This is a genomic window from Streptomyces olivochromogenes (assembly GCF_001514115.1).
Lineage (GTDB): Bacteria > Actinomycetota > Actinomycetes > Streptomycetales > Streptomycetaceae > Streptomyces > Streptomyces olivochromogenes.
This window is the reverse complement of sequence record NZ_KQ948451.1, coordinates 1,080,493-1,101,132: the sequence shown is the minus strand read 5'-3', so window position 1 is coordinate 1,101,132 and position 20,640 is coordinate 1,080,493. Positions and strand designations below refer to the sequence as shown.

Sequence of the window (20,640 nt, the reverse complement as noted above, 5' to 3'; positions counted from 1 at the left end):
ACGGGACGTTAGTGGCCGCCGCGTACCCGGTCCATGGGCAGATACAGGACGGTGTCCCGGGTCACTTCCCCGGAGGGCGGCGCGGACAACTCGTCGTCGCTCAACGCCCGGTCGTAGACGCGCACTTCGTCGATCGCTCCCGTGAAGTACGCCCGGCTGTCCATCCGTTGCCCGACATGGACCCCGAACGGCGAGTTGCGGCTGACCGACCCGGGCACGTCCGCGGCGCCGACCGCCGTACCGTCGACGGAGAGCGTGAGCAGTCCGTCGCCCCGTCGCAGGGCCAGATGATGCCACTGTCCGTCGTTGTAGGCGCTCGCGGTGCGCACGGAGACGGAGGTCGGGGCCGCGGCTCCGTTCCTCGTGGTGATCAGCGCGGTGATCCGGTGGGACGCGGGCTCGGCACGCATCCACACCTGCGGCTGCGTCGTCCCGATCCCGCCCATCCACAGCAGCGGCTGCTCCCCGCCGGTGGCCGTGTAGCGGAACCACAGCGACGCGGTGAAGTCCTTCGTCCCGAGCGGGAGCCGGTCCTGATACGGCAGCCGTACGGCGTCGTCGGCGCCGTCGAACTCCAGCGCGCCGCCGCGCACGCCCGCCGTCTCCCCGGCGCCGCCGAGGACCGCGGCCGGTTCGGCGTGCCGGGCGAGGTCGGCGGTCGTCGGGTCGGGGCCGCGCCGCGGGGTGAGCCAGTCCTCGGTGAAGCGGGCGAAGCGGACCTCGTCGCGTGCGTCGACCGCGCCGCCCTCGTACAGCAGCCCCACCGCGCCGCCGCCGATCCCGACCAGGTCGGAGTAGCCCGACCAGTCGGTGGTCACGACCGTGCCGCGGTCCACGCTGTCCCAGGTGCGCCCGCCGTCGTACGAGGAGCGGATCATCATGGTCCGGCGGCGGTCGGGGTCGCCGGGGCAGGCCAGCAGGATGCGGTCGCCGAGGCGGAGTACGGAGCCCTGGACCTGGGGCGCGTAGAGGCCGGGGAGGTCGCGGAAGGGCGCAGTGAAACTGTCGCCGCCGTCGCGGCTGACGGTCTGGGTGCGGTGGCCGAGGTCGGTGCCGTCCTGCTCGCGCCCGCTGACGAGGACGGACCCGTCGGCGCGTTCCGTGAGCGTCAGTTCGGACGGCTTCTGACGGAAGGTGCCGTCGTCCGCGATCGGCCAGGAGTCGCTCGCGCCGATCCGCCAGTGATCGCCGCCGTCGTCACTGGTGATGAGGGCGGCGTTGTTGGCGGTGACCCGACTGTCGCTCCAGGTCTCGGTGTTGACGCCGAAGACGAGCCGCCCGGCGTGCCTGCCACGGGTCAGCTGGATGCCGTGCACGGGGCCGGTGGCGTACCAGGAGTTCCAGTTCGGCGGGAGGATCTCGGCGCTCAGGTCGCGCGGTGCGGACCAGCTGAGGCCGTCGTCGTCGCTGTACTGGAGATGCGGGGTGCGGTCGCAGGGGACGTCGCAACCGCGCCCGTCGGTGCGGCCCGTGTTGTACGTCTCCGCCAGCACGATGCGACCGGTCTCGTGGTCCACGATCGGGGCGGGGTTGCCGTGGGTGTCGCCCGCCCCCTCGTTGACGACCTGGAGCGGTCCCCAGGTCCGGCCGCCGTCGGTCGACCGTTTGACGACGATGTCGATGTCACCCGCGTCGCCGCAGTCGTGCACGCGCCCCTCGGCGAACGCCAGCAGGGTGCCGTGGGTGCTCCGCACCACGGCCGGGATGCGGAAGCAGGCGTAGCCGGGATCCTGGGAGGCCCTGAAGAGCACCTGTTGCTCGAACGACGCACCGGACGCACCGGACGCACCGGATACACCGGATGCGTCCGCCGCGTCGGCCCTCGCGGGGCTCGGCAGCGCGAGCACGCACAGTGCGGCGGCCGTGAGGACTGCGGTCAGGGTGGATCTGAGACGTGCGCGCAGACGTGCCGACATGGTGCGACCTGCCCTTCGTGTGTCTGGGCAACCAGGGTGATCTGGACATCCGACATCCGACATCCGACGTCCAATGTGTGTGCCACAGACGCTACTTGGGCCCTCAGCGGCCCCACAAGAAGCGAGCACCGGTCGTGTTCACGCCAAATCTGAACTTGTCTGTCAGGGGCGCAGCACCACCTTCCCCAGGTTGCTCCGTGACGCGATCGCCGCGTGCGCCTCCGCCGCGTCCTCCAGGGCGAACTCCCCGTGCACGGCGGGCCGCAGCGCTCCCTCCGCGAACAGCCGCCACAGTTCCTCGCGCCACCGCTCGTACCGCCCCGGCTCGTTCCGTGCGATCCGGGCCATCTGGAAGCCGATCACGGACTTGGCGCCCACCAGCAGGTCGTACGCCCGCACGCTCCCGCCGCCCGAGCTGTACGCGACGAGCCGCCCGCCCGGGGCGAGGGCGGCGACGCCCGGGGTGAGCAGGTCGCCGCCGACCGCGTCGAGAACGTAGTCGACGGGCTCGCCCCAGTCCTCGGAGTCGTACGCGATCACCTCGTCCGCGCCGAGACCTCGCACGAACTCCGCCTTGCCGAGGGCGAGCGCGGACACGGCCCCGACGACACGTGACGCGCCCCGCAGCCGGGCGAGTTGGACGGCGAGATGGCCGACCCCGCTCGCCGCGCCGGTGATCAGCGCCGCCTCGCCGGGTGCGGGGCGCGCGGCCTCCAGGGCGCCGAGCGCGACCAGCCCGCTGCGGACGAGGGCGACGGCGTCGACCGCGCTCGCACCCGCCGGGACGGGGGAGGCCATGGTCTCGTGCAGCAGGGCATGGTCGGCGTACCCGTGCCCGAAGCAGAGTCCGGTGACGCGGTCGCCCACCGCGAAACGGGTGACGCCCGCCCCGACGGCGACGATGTCGCCCGCGATCTCACCGCCGAGCGGGATCGGCTCCGCGGCCTCGGTGACCTTGCGGACGACGGGGAGGGTGACGCCGATCGCCTCGGTGCGCACCAGCAGTTCGCCGGGTCCGGCGGCGGGTACGGGGACGTCCTCCAGGAACAGGGGGCCGCCGGTGTGCTCGTATCGGACGCGACGCATCGCACCTCCAGGGGTGAGTGGTGAGGGGATGAGGGGATGAGTCCTCGGGTCGTTGGGATTCCCAACGGTATCCGAGATTCGTTGGGATGCCCAACGGTTATTCGCTAGGCTGGCCCCATGTCCGCCTCCGCCCCCCTGCCCGCCATCCGCTCCCTCCCCAGCTGGCTCCTCGGCCGCACCGCCGCCCGCGGCCGTGCCCTCGTCGCCGAGGCCCTGGCGGCCGAGGGCCTGAAGATGTGGGATCACGTGGTGCTCTCCGCCGTCTCCGACCTCGGCCCCGTCGCCCAGGCCGAACTGGGCCGCAGCATCCGGCTCGACCCCAAGGACCTGGTCGGTGTTCTCAACGACCTCCAGGGCGCGGGCCTGGTCCTGCGCGAACCCGACCCCAGGGACCGGCGCAAGAACGCGGTGTCCATCACCGAGGAGGGCGCACGCCTCCTCGCGCGCTGCGAGCGGGTGGCGCGCGAGGCCAACGACGCGCTCCTCTCGCCACTCTCGGAGGCCGAGCGGAAGCAGTTCATGGGCCTGTTGATCCGGATTTCCGGTACGGACGGCTGATGAAGGCTAACGTTCCGTCATGACCGCACCCGAAACCGAACCCCGGCTCGCCCTCGACCCCGCGCGCACCGCCCTGGTGCTCGTGGATCTGATGGAGCGCATCGTCGGACTGCCCGTGGAACCTCGCAAGGGCACCGAAGTCCTCGCCGCCGCCGAGGAGTTGGCGGCCACCTTCCGCAAGGCGGGCGCGCTCGTCGTGCTCGTCCGGGGCGAACGGCCCGGGCTGCCCGAGCAGCCGCCCGGCAGCGGACTCGTCGCCGGGCTCGCGGTGGAGGGTGACCTCGAGGTCGTGAAGCGGACCATCGGCGGGTTCCAGGGCAGCGGTCTCGACGAGCGACTGCGGGAGCGCGGCATCTCCACCCTCGTCTTCGGCGGGATCGCCACCAACCTCGGCGTCGAGTCCACCGCCCGCGCCGCCGGCGACCTCGGCTACGACCTCGTGTTCGCCGAGGACGCGATGGCGGCCCTCACCGCGCCCGAACACGAGGCGTCGGTCCGCCTCGACTTCCCACGCCTGGGCACGGTCGTGACCACCGCGCAGGTGCACTTCAGCGCGGGCTGAGGCGCGGAGCGGGGCAGGGGATTTTGCGCGGTCGCACCAGCACCGTGCCGCCGTCCACGACGACGGTCGAACCGGTGCTGTACCGGCCGCGCATCAGGCAGAGGTACGCCTCCGCCCCGTCCTCGGGCTCCCCGACCCGCCCGACCGGCAGTGACTGCGCGGCGGATGAGAATAGGCCCTCGCGGTCGGCCTCCGGCAGCTCCCGCCACAGTTCGGTGCGGACCACGCCGGGGGAGACCACGTCGGCCCGGATCGGCGCCGGCTCCAGTGCCAGTGCGCGGGAGAGGTTCCTTCCGGCCTCCGCCACCGCGAGCCCGATGCCCGCCGTGCCGCCGACGGCCACGACCCGCTCTCCTCGCAGACTCATCCTCTTTCGCCAGGGGCGATACCCTGAAGGCATCGCCACCGCGACGACGGAAGGGGCGGCCATGGACCTCGACCTGCGGAAGGTCCGCTACTTCGTGGCGGTCGCCGAGCTGCTCCACTTCGGCCGCGCGGCGGAGCGACTGCACATCGCTCAGCCGGTCCTGAGCCGCCAGATCCGCGCCCTGGAGAAGGACTTGGGCGCACCGCTCCTCGAACGCGACAGTCATGGTGTGACCCTGACGGCGGCCGGGCGCCAACTCCTTGACGACGCCCGGCAGTTGCTCGCCACCGCGGACGCCACCAGGCTCCGGGTGCGCCGGGCCGCCGGCGGCCCGCGCCGGCTGGTCGTCGGCTTCCGGGCAGGCGTCGTCGTGACCCGCGCCCTGCGCGCCTTCGGGGCCGCCCACCCGGACGTCGAGGCGCTCGCCCGCCGCGTCGAATGGGACGACCAGGAGCGGCTCATCCTCGACGGAACCGTCGACCTCGCCTACGTACGCCGCCCGATCCGCGAGCAGGGCCTCACGCTGCTGCCGCTGTTCAGCGAGGCGCGCGTGGCGATGCTCCCCGCCGACCACCGGCTCGCGGGCAAACCGGAGCTCGCCCTGGCCGACCTGGCGGACGAACCGCGCCTGAGGTACGCCGACCCCCGACCCGGCGAGCTGCCGATCCGCACCATCGAAGAGAAGTTCGAGTCCGTGGCGAGCGGGGCCGGCATCACGCTCGTACCCGAGTCCGTCGCCGAGCAGTACTCGCGCCCGGACATCACCTACGTACCGGTGCCGGACGCGGAGCGCGACGAGGTGCTGCTCGCCTGGGAGGCGAGCCGGCACTCGCCTCTGATCACCGCCTTCGCCCTGCTCGCCCCCCTCGCCGACCCGGCGCGGGCCGAGGAGTCGTGAGCCCGGTCGCGGCGGGCTGAGGCGGGGCCCCTACGGCGCAGGGGGCGCTCCCCGCCGGTCGGGGCCCCGCCGCCGTGCCGCGGGGAGCCGGTCAGCCCTGGGCGGCCGCGGCCCGCAGGGCGATGCGGTGCTCGCCCGCGTACACGTTCATGGAGGGGCCGCGCAGGAAGCCCACCAGGGTCAGCCCGGTCTCGGCGGCCAGGTCCACCGCCAGCGAGGACGGTGCCGAGACCGCCGCCAGTACGGGGATGCCCGCCATGACCGCCTTCTGCGCCAGCTCGAAGGAGGCCCGGCCCGACACCAGCAGGATCATGCGGGAGAGCGGCAGGTCGCCGCGTTGCAGGGCGCGCCCGACCAGCTTGTCGACCGCGTTGTGCCGGCCCACGTCCTCCCGTACGTCGAGCATCTCCCCGTCCTCCGTGAACAGGGCCGCGGCGTGCAGACCCCCGGTCCGGTCGAAGACCCGCTGGGCCTCGCGCAGCCGGTCGGGGAGGCCGGCGAGGAGAGCGGGCTCCAGCCGGACCGGGGGAGCGTCGGCGCCGTCGTCGATGGCCCAGCGGGCCGTCGTACGGACCGCGTCCAGGCTCGCCTTGCCGCACAGGCCGCAGGACGAGGTCGTGTAGACGTTGCGCTCCAGGGTGATGTCGGGCAGCACGACTCCGGGTGCCGTCCGGACGTCCACGACGTTGTACGTGTTGGAGCCGTCGACCGTGGCGCCCGCGCAGTAGACGATGTTCTGCAGTTCGTCGGCCCGGCCGAAGACCCCCTCGCTGACGAGGAAGCCCGCCGCGAGCGCGAAGTCGTCGCCCGGGGTGCGCATGGTGATCGCGAGCGGTTTCCCGTTGAGGCGGATCTCCAGTGGCTCCTCGGCGACGAGCGTGTCCGGGCGGGTGGAGATGGCCCCGTCCCGGATGCGGATCACCTTGCGTCGTTCCGTGACTCGTCCCATGTCCTGATCAGTCCCGGTTCTGTACGTGCTGGTAGCCGAAGCGGCCCTTGATGCAGAGATTGCCGTGGGTCACCGGGTTGTCGTGCGGGGAGGTGACCTTCACGATCTCATTGTCCTGCACGTGCAGGGTGAGGTTGCAGCCCACACCGCAGTACGCGCACACCGTCGTCGTCTCGGTCTGCGCCGACTCGTCCCATGTACCCGCCGCGCGCATGTCGAACTCCGACTTGAAGGACAGTGCTCCCGTCGGGCACACCTCGATGCAGTTGCCGCAGTACACGCACGCCGAGTCGGTCAGCGGGGCGTCGTGCTCGACAGCGATCCGGGCGTCGAATCCGCGCCCGGAGACCGAGATCGCGAACGTGTTCTGCCACTGGTCGCCACACGCGTCGACGCACTTGTAGCAGAGGATGCACTTGTCGTAGTCGCGGACGTAGAGGCCGTTGTCGATCTTCGGCTCCTCGTCGAGGCGCGCCGCGTCGGGGCCGAAGCGGTCCGGTTTCGCCTCGTACTCCTTGATCCACCCGGCCACCTCCGGAGTGGTCGACAAGTCGACCGAGGAGGCGAGGAGCTCGATGACGAGCTTGCGGCTGTGGCGGGCGCGCTCGGTGTCCGTCCGCACCTCCATGCCCGCCTCCGCCTTGCGCGAGCAGGCCGGGACGAGGGTACGGGCGCCCTCGAGCTCGACGACACAGACCCGGCAGGCGTTCTTGGGGGTGAGCGTGTCGCCCTGGCAGAGGGTGGGGACCTCCTTGCCCGCCGCCCGGCAGGCGTCGAGGATCGTCGAGCCCTCCGGAACCCGGACCTCCTGCCCGTCGAGGGTGAACTCGACGAGCCGACGCGGCACTCCCAGCGGTATCGCGGTCATTCGTAGGCCCCCAAGCGGTCGATCGCGGATTCCACGGCGTTCCACGCGGTCTGCCCGAGACCGCAGATCGAGGCGTCCCGCATCGCGCGGCCCACCTCCCTGAGCAGGGCGAGGTCGTCGGCCGCCGCAGCGCCCCTCCGCTCGGCGATCCGGTGCAGCGCCTCCTCCTGCCGTACGGTCCCGACCCGGCACGGCACGCACTGCCCGCACGACTCGTCGCGGAAGAACTCGGCGATGCGCAGCAGGAGGCGGGGGAGCGGGACCGTGTCGTCGAAGGCCATGACCACGCCCGAGCCGAGGGTCGTGCCCGCCGCCCGGGTGCCCTCGAAGGTGAGCGGGATGTCGAGTTCGTCGGGCCGTACGAAGCCGCCCGCCGCGCCGCCCAGCAGCACCGCGCGCAGCCGTTCACGCACGCCCGCCAGCGCCAGCAGCTCGCCCAGCGTCGCCCCGAACGGCAGTTCGTAGATTCCGGGCCGGTCCACGCTGCCCGACACGCAGTACAGCTTCGGGCCGGTGGAGCCCGGGGTGCCGATCGCCGCGTACGCCTCGGCCCCCCTCGTCAGGATCGGCAGGACGTTCACCAGGGTCTCGACGTTGTTCTCGGCAGTGGGTCTGCCGAACAGACCCTTCTCCACAGGGAAGGGCGGCTTGGAACGCGGCTCTCCTCTGTACCCCTCGATCGAGTTGAACAGGGCGGTCTCCTCGCCGCAGATGTACGCGCCCGCGCCCCGCCGGATCTCGATGTCGAAGGCGTACCCCTGGCCGAGGACGTCCTCGCCGAGCAGACCACGCGCGCGTGCCTGCCCGATGGCGTGCTCCATGCGGCGCAGGGCGCGCGGGTACTCGCCGCGCAGATAGAGGTAACCCTTGTGCGCCCCGACGGCGTACGCCGCGATGGTCATCGCCTCGACGAGGGCGTACGGGTCGCCCTCCATGACGACCCGGTCCTTGAAGGTGCCCGGCTCGGACTCGTCGGCGTTGCACACCAGGTAGTGCGGACGGTCGGGCTGGGACGCCGTGGCCTGCCATTTGCGGCCGGTGGGGAAGGCGGCGCCGCCGCGCCCGACCAGGCCCGCGTCGGTGACCTCGCGGATGACCCCGGCCGGCCCGAGGGCGAAGGCCTGCCGCAGGGCCGCGTACCCGCCGTGTGCCCGGTAGTCGTCGAGCGAGGCGGGGTCGACCACACCGACACGGCTCAGCAGCACGAGGGAGGGATCGCCCGACTGAGGCACCGCGAAGGCCGCGGGCGGCTCCTCGGGCGCCGAGTCGGGGGCGCTCGCCGCCTCCGCCGCCCGCGCGACGGTGGCGGGCGCCGACACGGCCGTACGCACCGGATCGCCCGCCCTGACCGCGAGGGCCGCCGGAGCGCGCTCGCACAACCCCAGGCAGGGGCTGCGCTGGACGCCGACGCCGCTGCCGGGCCCGAGGCGGGCCTCGACCCCGGCGCACAGCTCCGCCGCGCCCGCCGCCGCGCACGCGAGGTCCGTGCACACATGGAGCACGGTCGCGGGGCGCGGTCTCACCGAGAACATCGCGTAGAAGGTCGCGACCCCGTAGGCCTCCGCAGGCGGCACGGTCAGCCGGCGGCACAGGTAGTCGAGCGCACCCTCGCTGACCCAGCCGATCCGGTCGTTGACGGCGTGCAGCCCCGGCAACAGCAGGTCGCGGCGCTCGCGCGCCTCCCGGCCGCCGCGGGCCCACCTGAGGTCGGCGGCCCTCATCTCATCGCGGGCGGCGCCCTCCCACGAGGACTCCGGAGGACCGAGCAGCGCGTCGATCGCCGCCCGCTCCTCGTCCGTCGGCTTGCTGTCACCGAAGTGCAGATCCACCACATCACCTCACTTGAGTCGCGACCGGCAGCTTCTCGATCCGGATGGCCGACGCCTTGAACTCCGCCGTCCCCGCGATCGGGCAGTTCGCCTCGATCGTCAGCTGGTTGGTGTCCACCTCGTCGGGAAAGTGCATGGTCATGAACGCAAGGCCGGGCCGCAGCGCGGTGTCGATCCACACGGGTGCCACGACGGATCCCCGGCGCGAGGAGACCTGGACCTCCTCGCCCACCACGACCCCGTAGTGCTCGGCGTCCTCCGGGCAGAGCTCGACATACTCGCCGCGCCGCAACGGCGAGGCGAAACCACCGCTCTGCACACCGGTGTTGTACGAGTCGAGCCGCCGTCCGGTGGTGAGCCGGATCGGATACTCCTCGTCCGTCAGATCCACGGGCGGGTCGTGCTGGACGATCCCGAACGGCGCGGGCCGCCCCCGCTCGGCGGGGTCCGAGGCCCACAACCTGCCGTGCAGATAGGTGGGTTCGAGGCGCGCGGTGTCGGGGCAGGGCCACTGGATGCCCTGGTGCTCCGCCAGACGTTCGTACGTCATCCCGTAGTGGTCCGGCGACACCGACCGCAGCTCGTTCCAGACGGCCTCGGCGTCGGTGTACTTCCAGTCGTGCCCGAGACGCGTGGCGAGGTCGCAGAGGATGTCGATGTCCTCGCGGGCCTCACCGGGCGGTGTGACCGCCGCGCGTACGCGCTGCACGCGCCGCTCGCTGTTGGTGGTGGTGCCCTCCGTCTCCGCCCAGCCGGCGGTCGCGGGCAGGACCACGTCCGCCAACTGGGCCGTCTTCGTGAGGAAGATGTCCTGGACGACGAGGAAGTCGAGGGCGCCGAGCCGCCGTACCGCCTGCTCGCTGTCGGCCTCCGACTGCGCCGGGTTCTCGCCGATGCAGTAGACCGCCTTGAGCGTGCCCTCCTCCATGGCCTCGAACATCTCCGTCAGGTTCAGCCCGTAGTGCGGCTGGATGACGGTGTCCCAGGCGGACTCGAACTTCAGCCGAGCCGCGGGGTCGAGGATGTCCTGGAAGCCGGGGAGGCGGTTGGGGATGGCGCCCATGTCGCCGCCGCCCTGCACGTTGTTCTGCCCGCGCAGGGGCTGGAGCCCGGAGCCGTGGCGGCCCACGTGCCCGGTCAGCAGGGTCAGGTTGATCAGCGCGCGGACGTTGTCGGTCCCGTTGTGGTGCTCGGTGATGCCGAGGGTCCAGCACAGCTGGGCGCGCTCGGCGCGGGCGTACGCGTGCGCCAACTGCCGTATCGCCGCCGCCGGTACGCCCGTCACCTTCTCGGCGAGCGACAGCGTCCAGGGCTCGACGAGCGCCTGGTACTCCTCGAAGCCGCTGGTGGCCCGCTCGATGAAGGCGTGGTTGGCGAGGCCCGCGTGGATGATCTCGCGGCCGATCGCGTGGGCCATCGGGATGTCGGTGCCGACGTTCAGACCGAGCCAGCTCTCCGCCCACTCGGCCGTGGACGTACGGCGCGGGTCGACCGCGTACATCCGGGCGCCGTTCCTGATCCCCCTCAGCACGTGCTGGAAGAAGATCGGGTGGGCGAAGCGGGCGTTGGAGCCCCACATCACGATGAGGTCGGTCTCCTCGACCTCCGCGTACGAGGAGGTGCCGCCGCCGGAACCGAAGGCGGCGCTCAGGCCCGCGACGCTCGGGGCATGACAGGTGCGGTTGCAGGAGTCGACGTTGTTCGTGCCCATCACGACCCGGGCGAACTTCTGGGCCACGTAGTTCATCTCGTTGGTCGCGCGGGCGCAGGAGAACAGGCCGAAGGCGCCGCGGGCGGCGCTCAGTCCCGCCGCCGCGCGGGTCAGGGCCTCGTCCCAGGTGGCCCGCCGGAAGGGCTCGTCGCGCGCGTCACGGACCAGGGGGTGCGTGAGCCGGGCGTAGATCTTCGATTCCCGTTTCCTCATGCGGCGCTCCTCAGCGCGAGCAGGTCCGAGATGGCGTGGACGGTGCGCAGGGTGGGCACCTCGACGCCGGTGATGTCCGCCAACTCGACGACCGCCGACAGCAGCACGTCCAGTTCGAGCGGCTTGCCGCGTTCCAGGTCCTGGAGAGTGGAGGTGCGGTGGTCGCCGACGCGCTCGGCGCCGGCCAGCCGCCGTTCGATGGAGACGCCCACCTCGCAGCCGAGCGCCTCGGCGACCGCGAGCGTCTCGGTCATCATGATCTCGATGACCTTGCGGGTGCCGCCGTGCAGGCACATCTGCCGCATCGTCGCGCGGGACAGCGCGCTGATCGGGTTGAAGGAGATGTTGCCGAGCAGCTTGAGCCAGATGTCGTTGCGCAGATCCCGTTCGACCGGGCACTTGAGGCCGCCGGCCGTCATGGCCTCGCTGAACGCATTGCACCGCCCGGAGAGGGTGCGGTCGGGCTCGCCGACGGAGAACCGGGTGCCTTCCAAGTGCCGTACGACGCCCGGCCCTTCCAGCTCGGTCGCGGCGTACACGACACACCCGATGGCCCGTTCGGGCGCGAGCACCGCACTGACCGCGCCGTCCGGGTCCACGCTCTCCACACGGTGGCCGTCGTGCGGGCCGCCGTGCCGGTGGAAATACCACCAGGGGATGCCGTTCTGGGCGGCGATCACCGCCGTGGTCTCGTGCAGCAAAGGCTCGATCAGCGGCCCGCACGCCGCGTACGAGTTGGCCTTCAGGCCGAGCAGGACGTAGTCGACCGGGCCGACCTCGGCCGGGTCGTCGGTGGCATGGGCGCGCGCGGTGAAGTCGCCACGCGGACTGAGGACTTGGACTCCGTGCCGCCTCATGGCCGCAAGATGCGGTCCACGGGCGATGAGGTGCACATCGGCGCCTGCGCGGTGCAGCGCGGCGCCGACGTAGGCGCCGATCGCACCGGCGCCGAGAACGGCGACTTTCACTGTGGCTCGCTCCGTTCGGTCGAGGGTACCGAGGAACTGCCGAACTCTGTCGACGAAATATTGTCTACAGTATGGAACTTCGGGCGGCAAGGTTTCGCGCAGCACCTCGACGGACCACGTTCGGGGACGCCGAGGAGGTATGCGGCTTCCTCAAACAGCATGCCCGTGGCCATCTGGATGACCTGGACTCACTCGGAGCCGGCGATGCGGCTCAGAATGGGCTGGTGAGCCGGCCGGAGCGCGCGGCCGCCGCCGGTCGGCAGTGGTCAGTACGTCGACGGGTGTGGGCTGTCGAGTCGGATGCCGCAGACCAGGCCGAAGCAGGCGTCAGCGGGGAAGAAGCGTCCGCGTTGCAGCACCCGCGGGAGGTGCTCAGCGTCGAATGGGGCGACGATCGGCTCCGGGCTGGTGCGGTCACCCTGCGGGTGGTCATCTCGGCCTATAAGGGCCGGGGAGAAGTGAAGAACGGTCACGAGGGGTGTTCTCCTCTCGGGGATTCCCGGAGAGGAGAGCGGCTCTGTCCGGTCCTCCGTGCTGCCCCCAATCCGTGCGGGGGGCCGTGACGGCTCTTGGCCGGATGCGGCGGCCGCCCCGGATGTCAAAGCCACACCCGACGCTCCTGAGTGGTCCAACCACACGAAGGGCTCGCCCAGTCCCGTGGAAGAACGTAGGAAACGTAGGGAAGTGATCGCGACGCGGTGGGCCTGTCCGAGCGGAGGCCGGAGTCACCCCCTACCCGCGGGACCGGGCGTCACCAGCTCGCGCGGCGGCCGCCGCCTCCAGCAGGGGCCAGCCGTCGACCTCAACCGCCCACAGCTCTCCCGGCTGCCACCCGCGGGCCGACGCCGCATCGAGCAGGGCCCGGACGGCGCCCGGTTCGTGCAGGTTCAGGGAGCCGCCCCGGACGTACCCCACGTCCCCGGAGCCCATGGGGAACCCGCCCGGGACGTATCGGCCAGGGCCCTCCGCGAAGACGATGCGCAGCGGGCCGCCGGTGCCGACCGGCTGCGGGTACAGCGTGAGCGTCTCGCGGCAGTCCGCGGATAGGCCGCTGTCCAGCACGTGGTGGCTGTGGCGGAGCGTCCACAGGTACGCCCGCCCGTCGACGACCAGCCGGCGGGGCTTCTTCGTATGGCGGGGCATGGAGCCGAGAGTACGCGGCCTGCCGGGCCCGGTGCGTGGTCGCGCCGGGCCCCGCAGCAGGGCGTCGCAGGACGGTACGGGTCGCGAGGGTCAGTCCCGGCGGGCCACCAGCCGGTAGGCATTGGAAAGACCCAGGGGCCGGGCCACGCGTTTGACGACGAGGCGGTCCAGCAGCCTGCCCAGGAGCAAGGCCGGGATGCCGGCGATCACTGTCATGGCGCGCAGTATGCGCTGAAGGCGGGACGGCGGAACCGGCAGCCAGGGCAGGTCGTCACGCGGTGCGACCGCGTCCAGGGCAAACCAGACGGCGGCCAGCAGGTCGACGGGGTCGTGGGGTTCGGCGTGCTGCTCCGCGACCACCGTGAAGCCGAGATCCGTGAGACGAGCACGCAGGTTCTCGACCGGGACGAAGTGCAGGTGCTGCGGCTGCAGCCAGGGCAGCCACCAGCGGCCGAGAAGGCGGGCATAGCGGCTGTCGGGGTCCGGGACCTCGATCAGCAGGTGGCCGCCGGGTCGGACGGCCCGGTACGCCGCCTGAAGTTCGCGGGCCGGTTCCGTGCTGTGCTCCAGGTAGTGGAACATGCTGACGACGTCGTAGCCGTCGGCGAGTTGCTCAGCCAGCTCGGGAAAGCTGCTCCGGTGGCCGTGGTCCACGCGTCCGGCGCGCTCGGCGAGTTCGGCGCCGTCGGTGAAGTCGAGGCCGTCGAAGCTCGTGTCCGGGAAGACAGTGCGGGCCGCCTCACAGAAGTGGCCGTGACCGGTGCCGACGTCCAGCCAGTCCTTGGGCGTGGGGGCGAAGGGGACCAGGGACTCGGCACGCTGCACGTACATTTTCGTCCGGCTCGCGAAGGTCATGGCGAGCTGCTTCTCGCCCAGGCCGTCATAGAAATCGCGGTAATAGAACTCCAGGCCGGCCTCGCTGAGCTGCGGGTTCTGGAAGGTGTGCCGACATCCCTCACACCGGTCGAGGACGAAGCGGCCTGGCTTGTGCTGGATCAGGTCCGAGGTGCGCAGCCGCGTCGCCAACCGGGTCGAGCCGCACCACGGGCAGGTGTCGCGCGGGGGTTCGAAGAAGCGGTCCAGGCCTTCGGCGAGGTCTGCCCGGTAGACCGGGCGCAGCGCGGCGACCTGCTCGGCTCGGCCCGGGGACGCGGGCTCGTGCTCGTGGGTGCGGTTCTTGCGGTCGTTGCTCACTGGTCCTCCTTGGGAGCGCGCATTGACCGCTCCAGGTGGGTCGCGGCCGCCCCGCTGCCGCCGGCCGCGCGGAACGCCGTGCGGATCCGGACGGCTGCCGCGCGATGGGCGGGATCGTGAAGTACGGCGTCCAGAGCGGTGCCCAGCCGCCCGGCGTTGACTGGCCGAACCGGACCCTGACGCCCGCGCCCGCGTCGGTCACCTGTCCGGCCACGACCGGCTGGTCATCGCGGATGGGAGCTACGACGAGGGGGACGGCGTGCCAGAGGGCCTCGCACATGGTGTTGTTGTGACTGGCGTGGCAGGTTACCGCGTCCACCCGTTCCAGGAGCGGGAGTTGAGGGACCGAGGGGAGAACGAGGACGTCCTTGTCGTGGGTGTCGGCGCCGAGCGCGCGGCCCGGGTCGACGATCACCTCCTGCAGCCGGTCGGTCCGTTCACGCACGGATGCCAGGCACCCGCCCAGGAAGCGCGCCCCCACATCGGTGTCGGCGGCGCCGAGCGGTACGAGGACGCGGGAACGAGAGTCGTCGAGTCAGTCCTAGGGGAAGTCGGATCCGGCGGGACGGTCCACGCTTGAGGGGCCGACATAGCGGATCTGCCCGTCCCGCCGGGCTCCGGTCCCACGAACTTCGGGGTGCTGAAGACGGGTACCAGGTCCGGGGAGAAACGGGGGTCGGCAGTGCCGGACGGGTCTCCGTCAGTACCGCAGCCTGCTCCCGGCTGGCGGATTCGACGATGTCACGGTCGAGGTGCACACCGGCGTGTTCACCGACCCCGCGATGCTGCCGCTGCTCGCGAGGCTCGCCGAGCCGGCCTGCGCCGGCGGCGCCGTCGGCCGTGACCAGGCGGACGAGTGGCTCGCCGAACAGCGCCGACGCGCCGAGGCCGGCCGCTTCCTCGTCGCCATTCCGTTCTTCGTGGCCTCCGCCTCCGCCTGAAGTACCGTCCGACCGCCTGCATCGGAAGCCGTGCGAGAACTTCGTGGAACCAATGTCTTGAGTCGGTGCCAGGGCCGCACCTCGACGCGGGACCGGTCGAACACGCGCGGGCCGTGGGCACCGCACCCACGAGCAACGAGCCGGACACCAGGGCCCGTCACCCACCCGAGCCCGCATCACGTCCCCGCTCGCCAACTACCCATCGGCATAGTCGCCAACAAGGAATCGGCCCGGCGCCAAGACCCGGACTCATCAACGCTTGGCTCGCCGACTACCGCTCGTGGCCGCACCAACGTGGACCACCGTGAGGGCCCGCCGACCGTTCGTCGCGCGATGGATACCGCTCACCGCATACCGTCGACGAGTTGGTGTCGAACGGCTTCACAACCGGGCAACCGCTTCCTATCGTCCGGGATCATGAGTCCCCCTGTCGCGCCACCCGGCTGGAGCCGCTGGCTCGTCCCGCCCGCCGCACTGTCCGTCCACCTCTCCATCGGCCAGGCGTACGCCTGGAGCGTCTTCAAGCCGCCGCTCGAATCCGCGCTCGGCCTCAGCGGGACCCAGAGCGCGCTGCCCTTCCAGCTCGGCATCGTCATGCTCGGACTGTCCGCCGCGTTCGGCGGCACCCTCGTCGAGCGCAACGGACCGCGCTGGGCGATGACCGTCGCCCTGGTCTGCTTCTCCACCGGCTTCCTGATCGCCTCGCTCGGCGCCGCCACCGAGCAGTACTGGCTGATCGTGTTCGGCTACGGCTTCGTCGGCGGGATCGGCCTCGGCATCGGCTACATCTCACCCGTGTCGACCCTGATCAAGTGGTTCCCGGACCGGCCCGGCATGGCCACCGGCATCGCGATCATGGGCTTCGGCGGCGGTGCGCTCATCGCCTCGCCATGGTCCGCGCAGATGCTGAAGTCCTTCGGTTCCGACTCCTCCGGCATCGCGCTCGCCTTCCTCGTACACGGGCTGTCGTACGCCGTCTTCATGACGCTCGGCGTCCTGCTGGTGCGGGTGCCGCGCGGCGACAAACCGCCGGTCAAGGCCGGACCCGCGCCGCTCGACGGGGTGCAGGTGTCCGCGAACAGCGCCGTGCGCACCCCGCAGTTCTGGTGCCTGTGGGTCGTGCTCTGCATGAACGTGACCGCGGGCATCGGCATCCTGGAGAAGGCCGCCCCGATGATCACGGACTTCTTCGCGGACACCTCCACCCCGGTGTCGGTGTCCGCCGCCGCGGGCTTCGTGGCGCTGCTCTCGGCCGCGAACATGGCGGGCCGGATCGGCTGGTCCTCCACGTCCGACCTGATCGGCCGCAAGAACATCTACCGCGTCTACCTCGGCGTGGGCGCGATCATGTATCTGCTGATCTCGCAGTTCGGGGACTCCTCCAAGCCCCTGTTCATCGTCTGCGCCCTGGTGATCCTCTCCTTCTACGGCGGCGGCTTCGCGACGATTCCCGCCTACCTGAAGGACCTCTTCGGCACCTACCAGGTCGGCGCCATCCACGGCCGGCTGCTCACCGCCTGGTCCACGGCCGGCGTCCTCGGCCCGCTGATCGTCAACTGGATCGCGGACCACCAGAAGGAGGCGGGCAAACACGGTGCGCAGCTCTACGACACCTCGTTCCTGATCATGATCGGACTGCTGGTCATCGGGTTCGTCGCCAATGAGCTGGTGCGACCCGTCCACGCCCGCCACCACATCCCCGCCCCGAGGGAGGCCGCCGATGACGACTCCGTCCAGCCCCAGCAGTCCGCCTGACCTCCCCCACTCTCGGCTTCGCACGAGCGGGGGGACCCCCATTCCACTGATCGCCTTCGCCTGGCTGTGGGTGGGGGCGCCGCTCTGCTACGGCCTGTACGAGCTCGTCCTGAAGGCCAAGCAACTGTTCACGGGGTGACGCCCGGCGTACGGACCGTGCAACCGGGCGTGTGTGCGGACGTTGGCAGGGCGTCCGAAGGTCTGACAGAAGCCGACAAGCCTGACGCCGCTTTCCTGTGGCAACACCTGCCGTCGTACCCGCGAGTCACTGATCAGACTGGAGGATCCCCCTACCCAAGGCAACGAGGGAGACCCCCCAATGAACGGCTCACGCATCGCGGCCGTCGGCCATTACCAGCCCGCCAAGGTACTCACCAACGAGGACCTGGCGGGCCTGGTCGACACCAGTGACGAGTGGATCACCAGCCGGGTGGGCATCCGCACGCGCCACATCGCCGGTCCCGACGAGCCCGTCGACGAGCTGGCCGCGCACGCCGCGGCCAAAGCCCTCGCGGCCGCCGGTCTGACCGCGGGCGACATCGACCTGGTGCTGGTCGCGACCTCCACGGCGATCGACCGCTCCCCGAACATGGCGGCCCGGGTCGCCGCCCGCCTCGGCGTGCCCTCCCCGGCCGCGATGGACGTCAACGTGGTCTGCGCGGGCTTCACGCACGCGCTCGCCACCGCCGACCACGCCGTGCGCGCGGGGGCGGCGACCCGCGCCCTCGTCATCGGCGCGGACAAGATGTCCGAGGTCACGGACTGGAGCGACCGTACGACCTGTGTCCTGGTCGGGGACGGGGCGGGGGCCGCGGTGGTCGAGGCCGCCGCTCCCGGCACCGAGCCCGGGATCGGGCCGGTGCTGTGGGGATCGGTGCCCGAGATGGGGCACGCCGTACGCATCGAGGGCACGCCCCCGCGGTTCGCGCAGGAGGGTCAGAGCGTCTACCGCTGGGCGACGACACGGCTCCCGGCGATCGCCCGGCAGGCCTGCGAGCGGGCCGGTCTCGCGCCCGAGGACCTCGCCGGGGTCGTCCTGCACCAGGCGAACCTGCGCATCATCGAACCCCTCGCCGCGAAGATCGGCGCCGTGAACGCCGTCGTCGCGCGCGATGTCGTCGACTCCGGGAACACCTCCGCCGCCAGCATCCCGCTCGCCTTCTCCAAGCTCGTCGAACGCGGCGAGATCAGCACCGGCGACCCGGTGCTCCTGTTCGGCTTCGGCGGCAACCTCTCGTACGCGGGACAGGTCGTCCGCTGCCCCTGACGTGGGCGGACAACCGGGTGTGACGCGTTCGACTCTCCCCGGGCCTGGCCATGGTGCGCCGTAGACTGTAGACGAAAGACAATCGATACTGGCTTTTGATTACTGTCTTTTGACACGTGCTTTCCGGTGACGGCGACGGTGACGGTGACGGTGACGGGATGGCTCGGCAGGAGGGGACCCCGATGTTGTCGACAGGACTGCCGCCAGGAGCGGTGCCCAGGCTCGAACGGCCAGGCCCGCTGCGCGACCGCGTCTACGAGGCGCTGCTCGAACTCATCACGACCCGCGCCCTCCAGCCGGGCCAGCACCTGGTCGAGAGCGAGCTCGCCGGGCATCTCGGCGTCTCCCGGCAGCCGGTCCGCGAGGCGCTCCAGCGGTTGAACACGGAGGGGTGGGTCGATCTTCGGCCCGCCCAGGGCGCCTTCGTGCACGAGCCGACCGAGGAGGAGGCCGACCAGCTCCTCACGGTCCGTACGCTGCTGGAGGCCGAGGCCGCCCGGCTCGCCGCCGCCAACGCGGGCACCGCCGGCATCACCGCGCTCGAGGAGCTGTGCGCCGAGGGCGAGCGCGCGGTGGCCGCCGACGACGTGGACGGCGCGGTCGCGATGAACGCCCGCTTCCACGCGAAGGTCATGGAGCTCGCGGGCAACGCGGTCCTCGCCGAGCTGGCCGCCCAGGTCGACCGCCGGGTCCGCTGGTACTACACCCCGGTCGCCCGGCAGCGCGGCCACCAGTCGTGGATCGAGCACCGCGACCTCATCGCGGCCATCGCCGCCCGCGACGAACCCCGCGCCACCCAGGTCATGCGCGCCCACACGGAGCACACGCGCAAGACGTACCACGAGCGCGAGAAGTAACCCACCGGGACGCAGCCCATCGTGAAGCAGCCCGTCTGAGAAGTAACCCACCTCATTCGTGAGCTCCCCCTGTGACCCGGACGGGCTACGTCCGGGTCTCTCTTTGTCCACTCAGTGGAGAAAGTTGACGGCAATCTCTGCGCAACTTCTTCCCACTCCCGGCAGCCACTGCTACGTTCCCATCGAAAGCAAGCCACGGTGATGTGGCCAAAACCCGTTGGACACTGGCCGATTGAGGCGGGGAGGGGCTCGTGAGACGCATGACGGCACGACCCGCGAACGCGCACCAGGCGCGACTGCTGCGCCTGCTGCGCGACGGCGGCCCCAACTCCCGGGCCCAGCTCGGCGACCAGATCGACCTCTCCCGGTCGAAACTGGCCGTCGAGGTGGAACGGCTCCTGGAGACCGGGCTTGTGGTAGCCGACGGCCTCGCCGCATCCCGCGGCGGCCGCCGCTCCCACAACATCCGGCTCGCCCCGGCGCTGCGCTTCCTCGGCGTCGACATCGGGGCCACCTCGATCGACGTGGCCGTCACCAACGCGGAACTGGAGGTCCTGGGGCACATCAACCAGCCCATGGACGTCCGCGAGGGGCCGGTCGCCGTCTTCGAGCAAGTCCTGTCCATGGCCGCCAAGTTGAGGTCGTCCGGGCTCGCGGAGGAATTCGACGGCGCCGGGATCGGCGTCCCGGGTCCGGTCCGCTTCCCCGAGGGCGTTCCGGTCGCACCGCCGATCATGCCCGGCTGGGACGGCTTCCCGGTCCGCGAGGCGCTCAGCCAGGACCTGGGCTGCCCCGTCATGGTCGACAACGACGTGAACCTGATGGCGATGGGGGAACAGCACGCGGGCGTCGCACGCTCCGTGGGCGACTTCCTCTGCGTCAAGATCGGCACCGGCATCGGCTGCGGCATCGTCGTCGGCGGTGAGGTCTACCGCGGTACGACGGGCAGCGCCGGCGACATCGGGCACATCCAGGCCGTGCCCGACGGACGTCCGTGCGCCTGCGGCAACCGGGGCTGCCTGGAGGCCCACTTCAGCGGGGCCGCGCTCGCCCGGGACGCCACGGAGGCCGCCCAGCAGGGGCTTTCGGCGGAGCTTGCCGCGCGGCTGGAGGCGGCGGGCACGCTGAGCGCCGTCGACGTCGCCGCCGCGGCCGCCGCGGGCGACGCCACCGCCCTCGCCCTGATCCGCGAGGGCGGCAACCGCACCGGGCAGGTCATCGCCGGCCTCGTCTCGTTCTTCAACCCCGGCCTGGTGGTGATCGGCGGCGGCGTCACCGGCCTCGGCCACACGCTGCTCGCCGCGATCCGCACCCAGGTGTACCGCCAGTCGCTGCCGCTGGCGACGGGCAATCTACCCATCGTGCTCGGGGAGTTGGGGCCGACCGCCGGGGTCATCGGCGCGGCCCGACTCATCAGCGACCACCTGTTCTCGCCCGCGTAACTCTTCCAGAGCCGCACGAAGCACTCCTGTCAGAGCCGCACGAAGCACTCTTTCCAGAGCCGCACCAAAGGTCATCTCACCCAAGCACCCCACCTGTACAGCGCCCTGCTCTGCCC

21 protein-coding genes are annotated in these 20,640 nt (G+C 71.5%); 10 read left to right on the top strand and 11 right to left on the bottom strand.

Annotated features, from left to right (window positions below; translation table 11 throughout):
- Positions 1 to 8 precede the first annotated feature (8 nt).
- Together AQJ27_RS05050 and AQJ27_RS05045 are read right to left on the bottom strand one after the other, a co-directional pair.
- A complete protein-coding gene (locus tag AQJ27_RS05050; protein ID WP_067362088.1) occupies positions 9 to 1,916 on the bottom strand; it encodes a sialidase family protein in 1,908 nt (635 codons plus the stop codon).
- Between the two features lie 162 nt (positions 1,917 to 2,078).
- Entirely contained in the window at positions 2,079 to 3,002 is a 924-nt protein-coding gene (locus AQJ27_RS05045) for a quinone oxidoreductase family protein (RefSeq protein WP_067362084.1), read from the bottom strand.
- 117 nt (positions 3,003 to 3,119) lie between these two features.
- Here AQJ27_RS05045 and AQJ27_RS05040 point away from each other — a divergent pair, with 117 nt between their 5' ends.
- Both AQJ27_RS05040 and AQJ27_RS05035 read left to right on the top strand, forming a co-directional pair.
- Complete coding sequence (locus AQJ27_RS05040; RefSeq protein WP_067362081.1) at positions 3,120 to 3,560, top strand: MarR family winged helix-turn-helix transcriptional regulator; 441 nt, start codon at positions 3,120 to 3,122, stop codon at positions 3,558 to 3,560.
- A gap of 19 nt (positions 3,561 to 3,579) precedes the next feature.
- The gene (locus AQJ27_RS05035; RefSeq protein ID WP_067362078.1) at positions 3,580 to 4,122 is read left to right on the top strand and encodes an isochorismatase family protein; all 543 of its coding nucleotides are present in this window, start codon (positions 3,580 to 3,582) and stop codon (positions 4,120 to 4,122) included.
- Here the strand turns inward: AQJ27_RS05035 and AQJ27_RS05030 are convergent.
- Positions 4,109 to 4,489 (bottom strand): SDR family oxidoreductase, encoded by a 381-nt coding sequence (locus AQJ27_RS05030; RefSeq protein WP_235613376.1) that lies wholly within the window; start codon positions 4,487 to 4,489, stop codon positions 4,109 to 4,111. The genes AQJ27_RS05035 and AQJ27_RS05030 overlap by 14 nt on opposite strands.
- Before the next feature lie 61 nt (positions 4,490 to 4,550).
- On the opposite strand from AQJ27_RS05030, the gene AQJ27_RS05025 reads away from it, so the two are divergent.
- Positions 4,551 to 5,387, top strand: coding sequence for a LysR family transcriptional regulator (locus tag AQJ27_RS05025; RefSeq protein ID WP_067362075.1), 837 nt, complete (start codon positions 4,551 to 4,553; stop codon positions 5,385 to 5,387).
- 91 nt (positions 5,388 to 5,478) lie between these two features.
- On the opposite strand, the gene fdhD is transcribed toward AQJ27_RS05025, so the two are convergent.
- The 8 genes from fdhD to AQJ27_RS04985 form a co-directional block, all read right to left on the bottom strand.
- Positions 5,479 to 6,336 carry a formate dehydrogenase accessory sulfurtransferase FdhD gene (gene fdhD, locus AQJ27_RS05020; RefSeq protein WP_067362072.1) on the bottom strand — a complete coding sequence of 286 codons (858 nt, stop codon included), beginning with the start codon at positions 6,334 to 6,336 and terminating at the stop codon, positions 5,479 to 5,481.
- Between the two features lie 7 nt (positions 6,337 to 6,343).
- Positions 6,344 to 7,204, bottom strand: a complete 861-nt coding sequence (locus AQJ27_RS05015) for a 2Fe-2S iron-sulfur cluster-binding protein (protein WP_067362069.1) — start codon at positions 7,202 to 7,204, stop codon at positions 6,344 to 6,346.
- Positions 7,201 to 9,033 carry an NADH-ubiquinone oxidoreductase-F iron-sulfur binding region domain-containing protein gene (locus tag AQJ27_RS05010; protein ID WP_067362824.1) on the bottom strand — a complete coding sequence of 611 codons (1,833 nt, stop codon included), beginning with the start codon at positions 9,031 to 9,033 and terminating at the stop codon, positions 7,201 to 7,203. The genes AQJ27_RS05015 and AQJ27_RS05010 overlap by 4 nt, the downstream gene beginning before the upstream one ends.
- A gap of 4 nt (positions 9,034 to 9,037) precedes the next feature.
- Positions 9,038 to 10,957 carry a molybdopterin oxidoreductase family protein gene (locus AQJ27_RS05005; RefSeq protein ID WP_067362066.1) on the bottom strand — a complete coding sequence of 640 codons (1,920 nt, stop codon included), beginning with the start codon at positions 10,955 to 10,957 and terminating at the stop codon, positions 9,038 to 9,040.
- A complete protein-coding gene (locus tag AQJ27_RS05000) occupies positions 10,954 to 11,925 on the bottom strand; it encodes a 2-dehydropantoate 2-reductase (protein ID WP_067362063.1) in 972 nt (323 codons plus the stop codon). The genes AQJ27_RS05005 and AQJ27_RS05000 overlap by 4 nt, the downstream gene beginning before the upstream one ends.
- 266 nt (positions 11,926 to 12,191) lie before the next feature.
- On the bottom strand, positions 12,192 to 12,398 hold the full coding sequence (locus AQJ27_RS04995; RefSeq protein WP_067362060.1) for a hypothetical protein: 207 nt from the start codon (positions 12,396 to 12,398) through the stop codon (positions 12,192 to 12,194).
- Between the two features lie 259 nt (positions 12,399 to 12,657).
- Positions 12,658 to 13,068 carry a hypothetical protein gene (locus tag AQJ27_RS04990; protein WP_067362058.1) on the bottom strand — a complete coding sequence of 137 codons (411 nt, stop codon included), beginning with the start codon at positions 13,066 to 13,068 and terminating at the stop codon, positions 12,658 to 12,660.
- A gap of 90 nt (positions 13,069 to 13,158) precedes the next feature.
- Positions 13,159 to 14,262, bottom strand: coding sequence for a class I SAM-dependent methyltransferase (locus AQJ27_RS04985; RefSeq protein WP_079064778.1), 1,104 nt, complete (start codon positions 14,260 to 14,262; stop codon positions 13,159 to 13,161).
- Between the two features lie 289 nt (positions 14,263 to 14,551).
- Between AQJ27_RS04985 and AQJ27_RS57855 the strand changes: the two genes are divergently transcribed.
- The 7 genes from AQJ27_RS57855 to AQJ27_RS04950 all read left to right on the top strand — a co-directional run bounded on the left by AQJ27_RS57855 (position 14,552) and on the right by AQJ27_RS04950 (position 20,524).
- The gene (locus AQJ27_RS57855) at positions 14,552 to 14,842 is read left to right on the top strand and encodes a hypothetical protein (RefSeq protein WP_067362052.1); all 291 of its coding nucleotides are present in this window, start codon (positions 14,552 to 14,554) and stop codon (positions 14,840 to 14,842) included.
- Positions 14,843 to 15,026: 184 nt separating this feature from the next.
- Positions 15,027 to 15,203 carry a hypothetical protein gene (locus AQJ27_RS04970; protein ID WP_341866060.1) on the top strand — a complete coding sequence of 59 codons (177 nt, stop codon included), beginning with the start codon at positions 15,027 to 15,029 and terminating at the stop codon, positions 15,201 to 15,203.
- Between the two features lie 417 nt (positions 15,204 to 15,620).
- Positions 15,621 to 16,958 (top strand): OFA family MFS transporter, encoded by a 1,338-nt coding sequence (locus AQJ27_RS04965; protein ID WP_067362049.1) that lies wholly within the window; start codon positions 15,621 to 15,623, stop codon positions 16,956 to 16,958.
- Positions 16,924 to 17,097: an MFS transporter small subunit gene (locus tag AQJ27_RS60760; protein ID WP_425275184.1), complete on the top strand. Its 174-nt coding sequence runs from the start codon at positions 16,924 to 16,926 to the stop codon at positions 17,095 to 17,097. The genes AQJ27_RS04965 and AQJ27_RS60760 overlap by 35 nt, the downstream gene beginning before the upstream one ends.
- 180 nt (positions 17,098 to 17,277) lie before the next feature.
- Positions 17,278 to 18,225: a beta-ketoacyl-ACP synthase III gene (locus tag AQJ27_RS04960; RefSeq protein ID WP_067362046.1), complete on the top strand. Its 948-nt coding sequence runs from the start codon at positions 17,278 to 17,280 to the stop codon at positions 18,223 to 18,225.
- Positions 18,226 to 18,407: 182 nt separating this feature from the next.
- Positions 18,408 to 19,082, top strand: coding sequence for a GntR family transcriptional regulator (locus AQJ27_RS04955; protein WP_067362043.1), 675 nt, complete (start codon positions 18,408 to 18,410; stop codon positions 19,080 to 19,082).
- Positions 19,083 to 19,342: 260 nt separating this feature from the next.
- Positions 19,343 to 20,524, top strand: a complete 1,182-nt coding sequence (locus tag AQJ27_RS04950) for an ROK family transcriptional regulator (protein ID WP_067362040.1) — start codon at positions 19,343 to 19,345, stop codon at positions 20,522 to 20,524.
- Positions 20,525 to 20,640 lie beyond the last annotated feature (116 nt).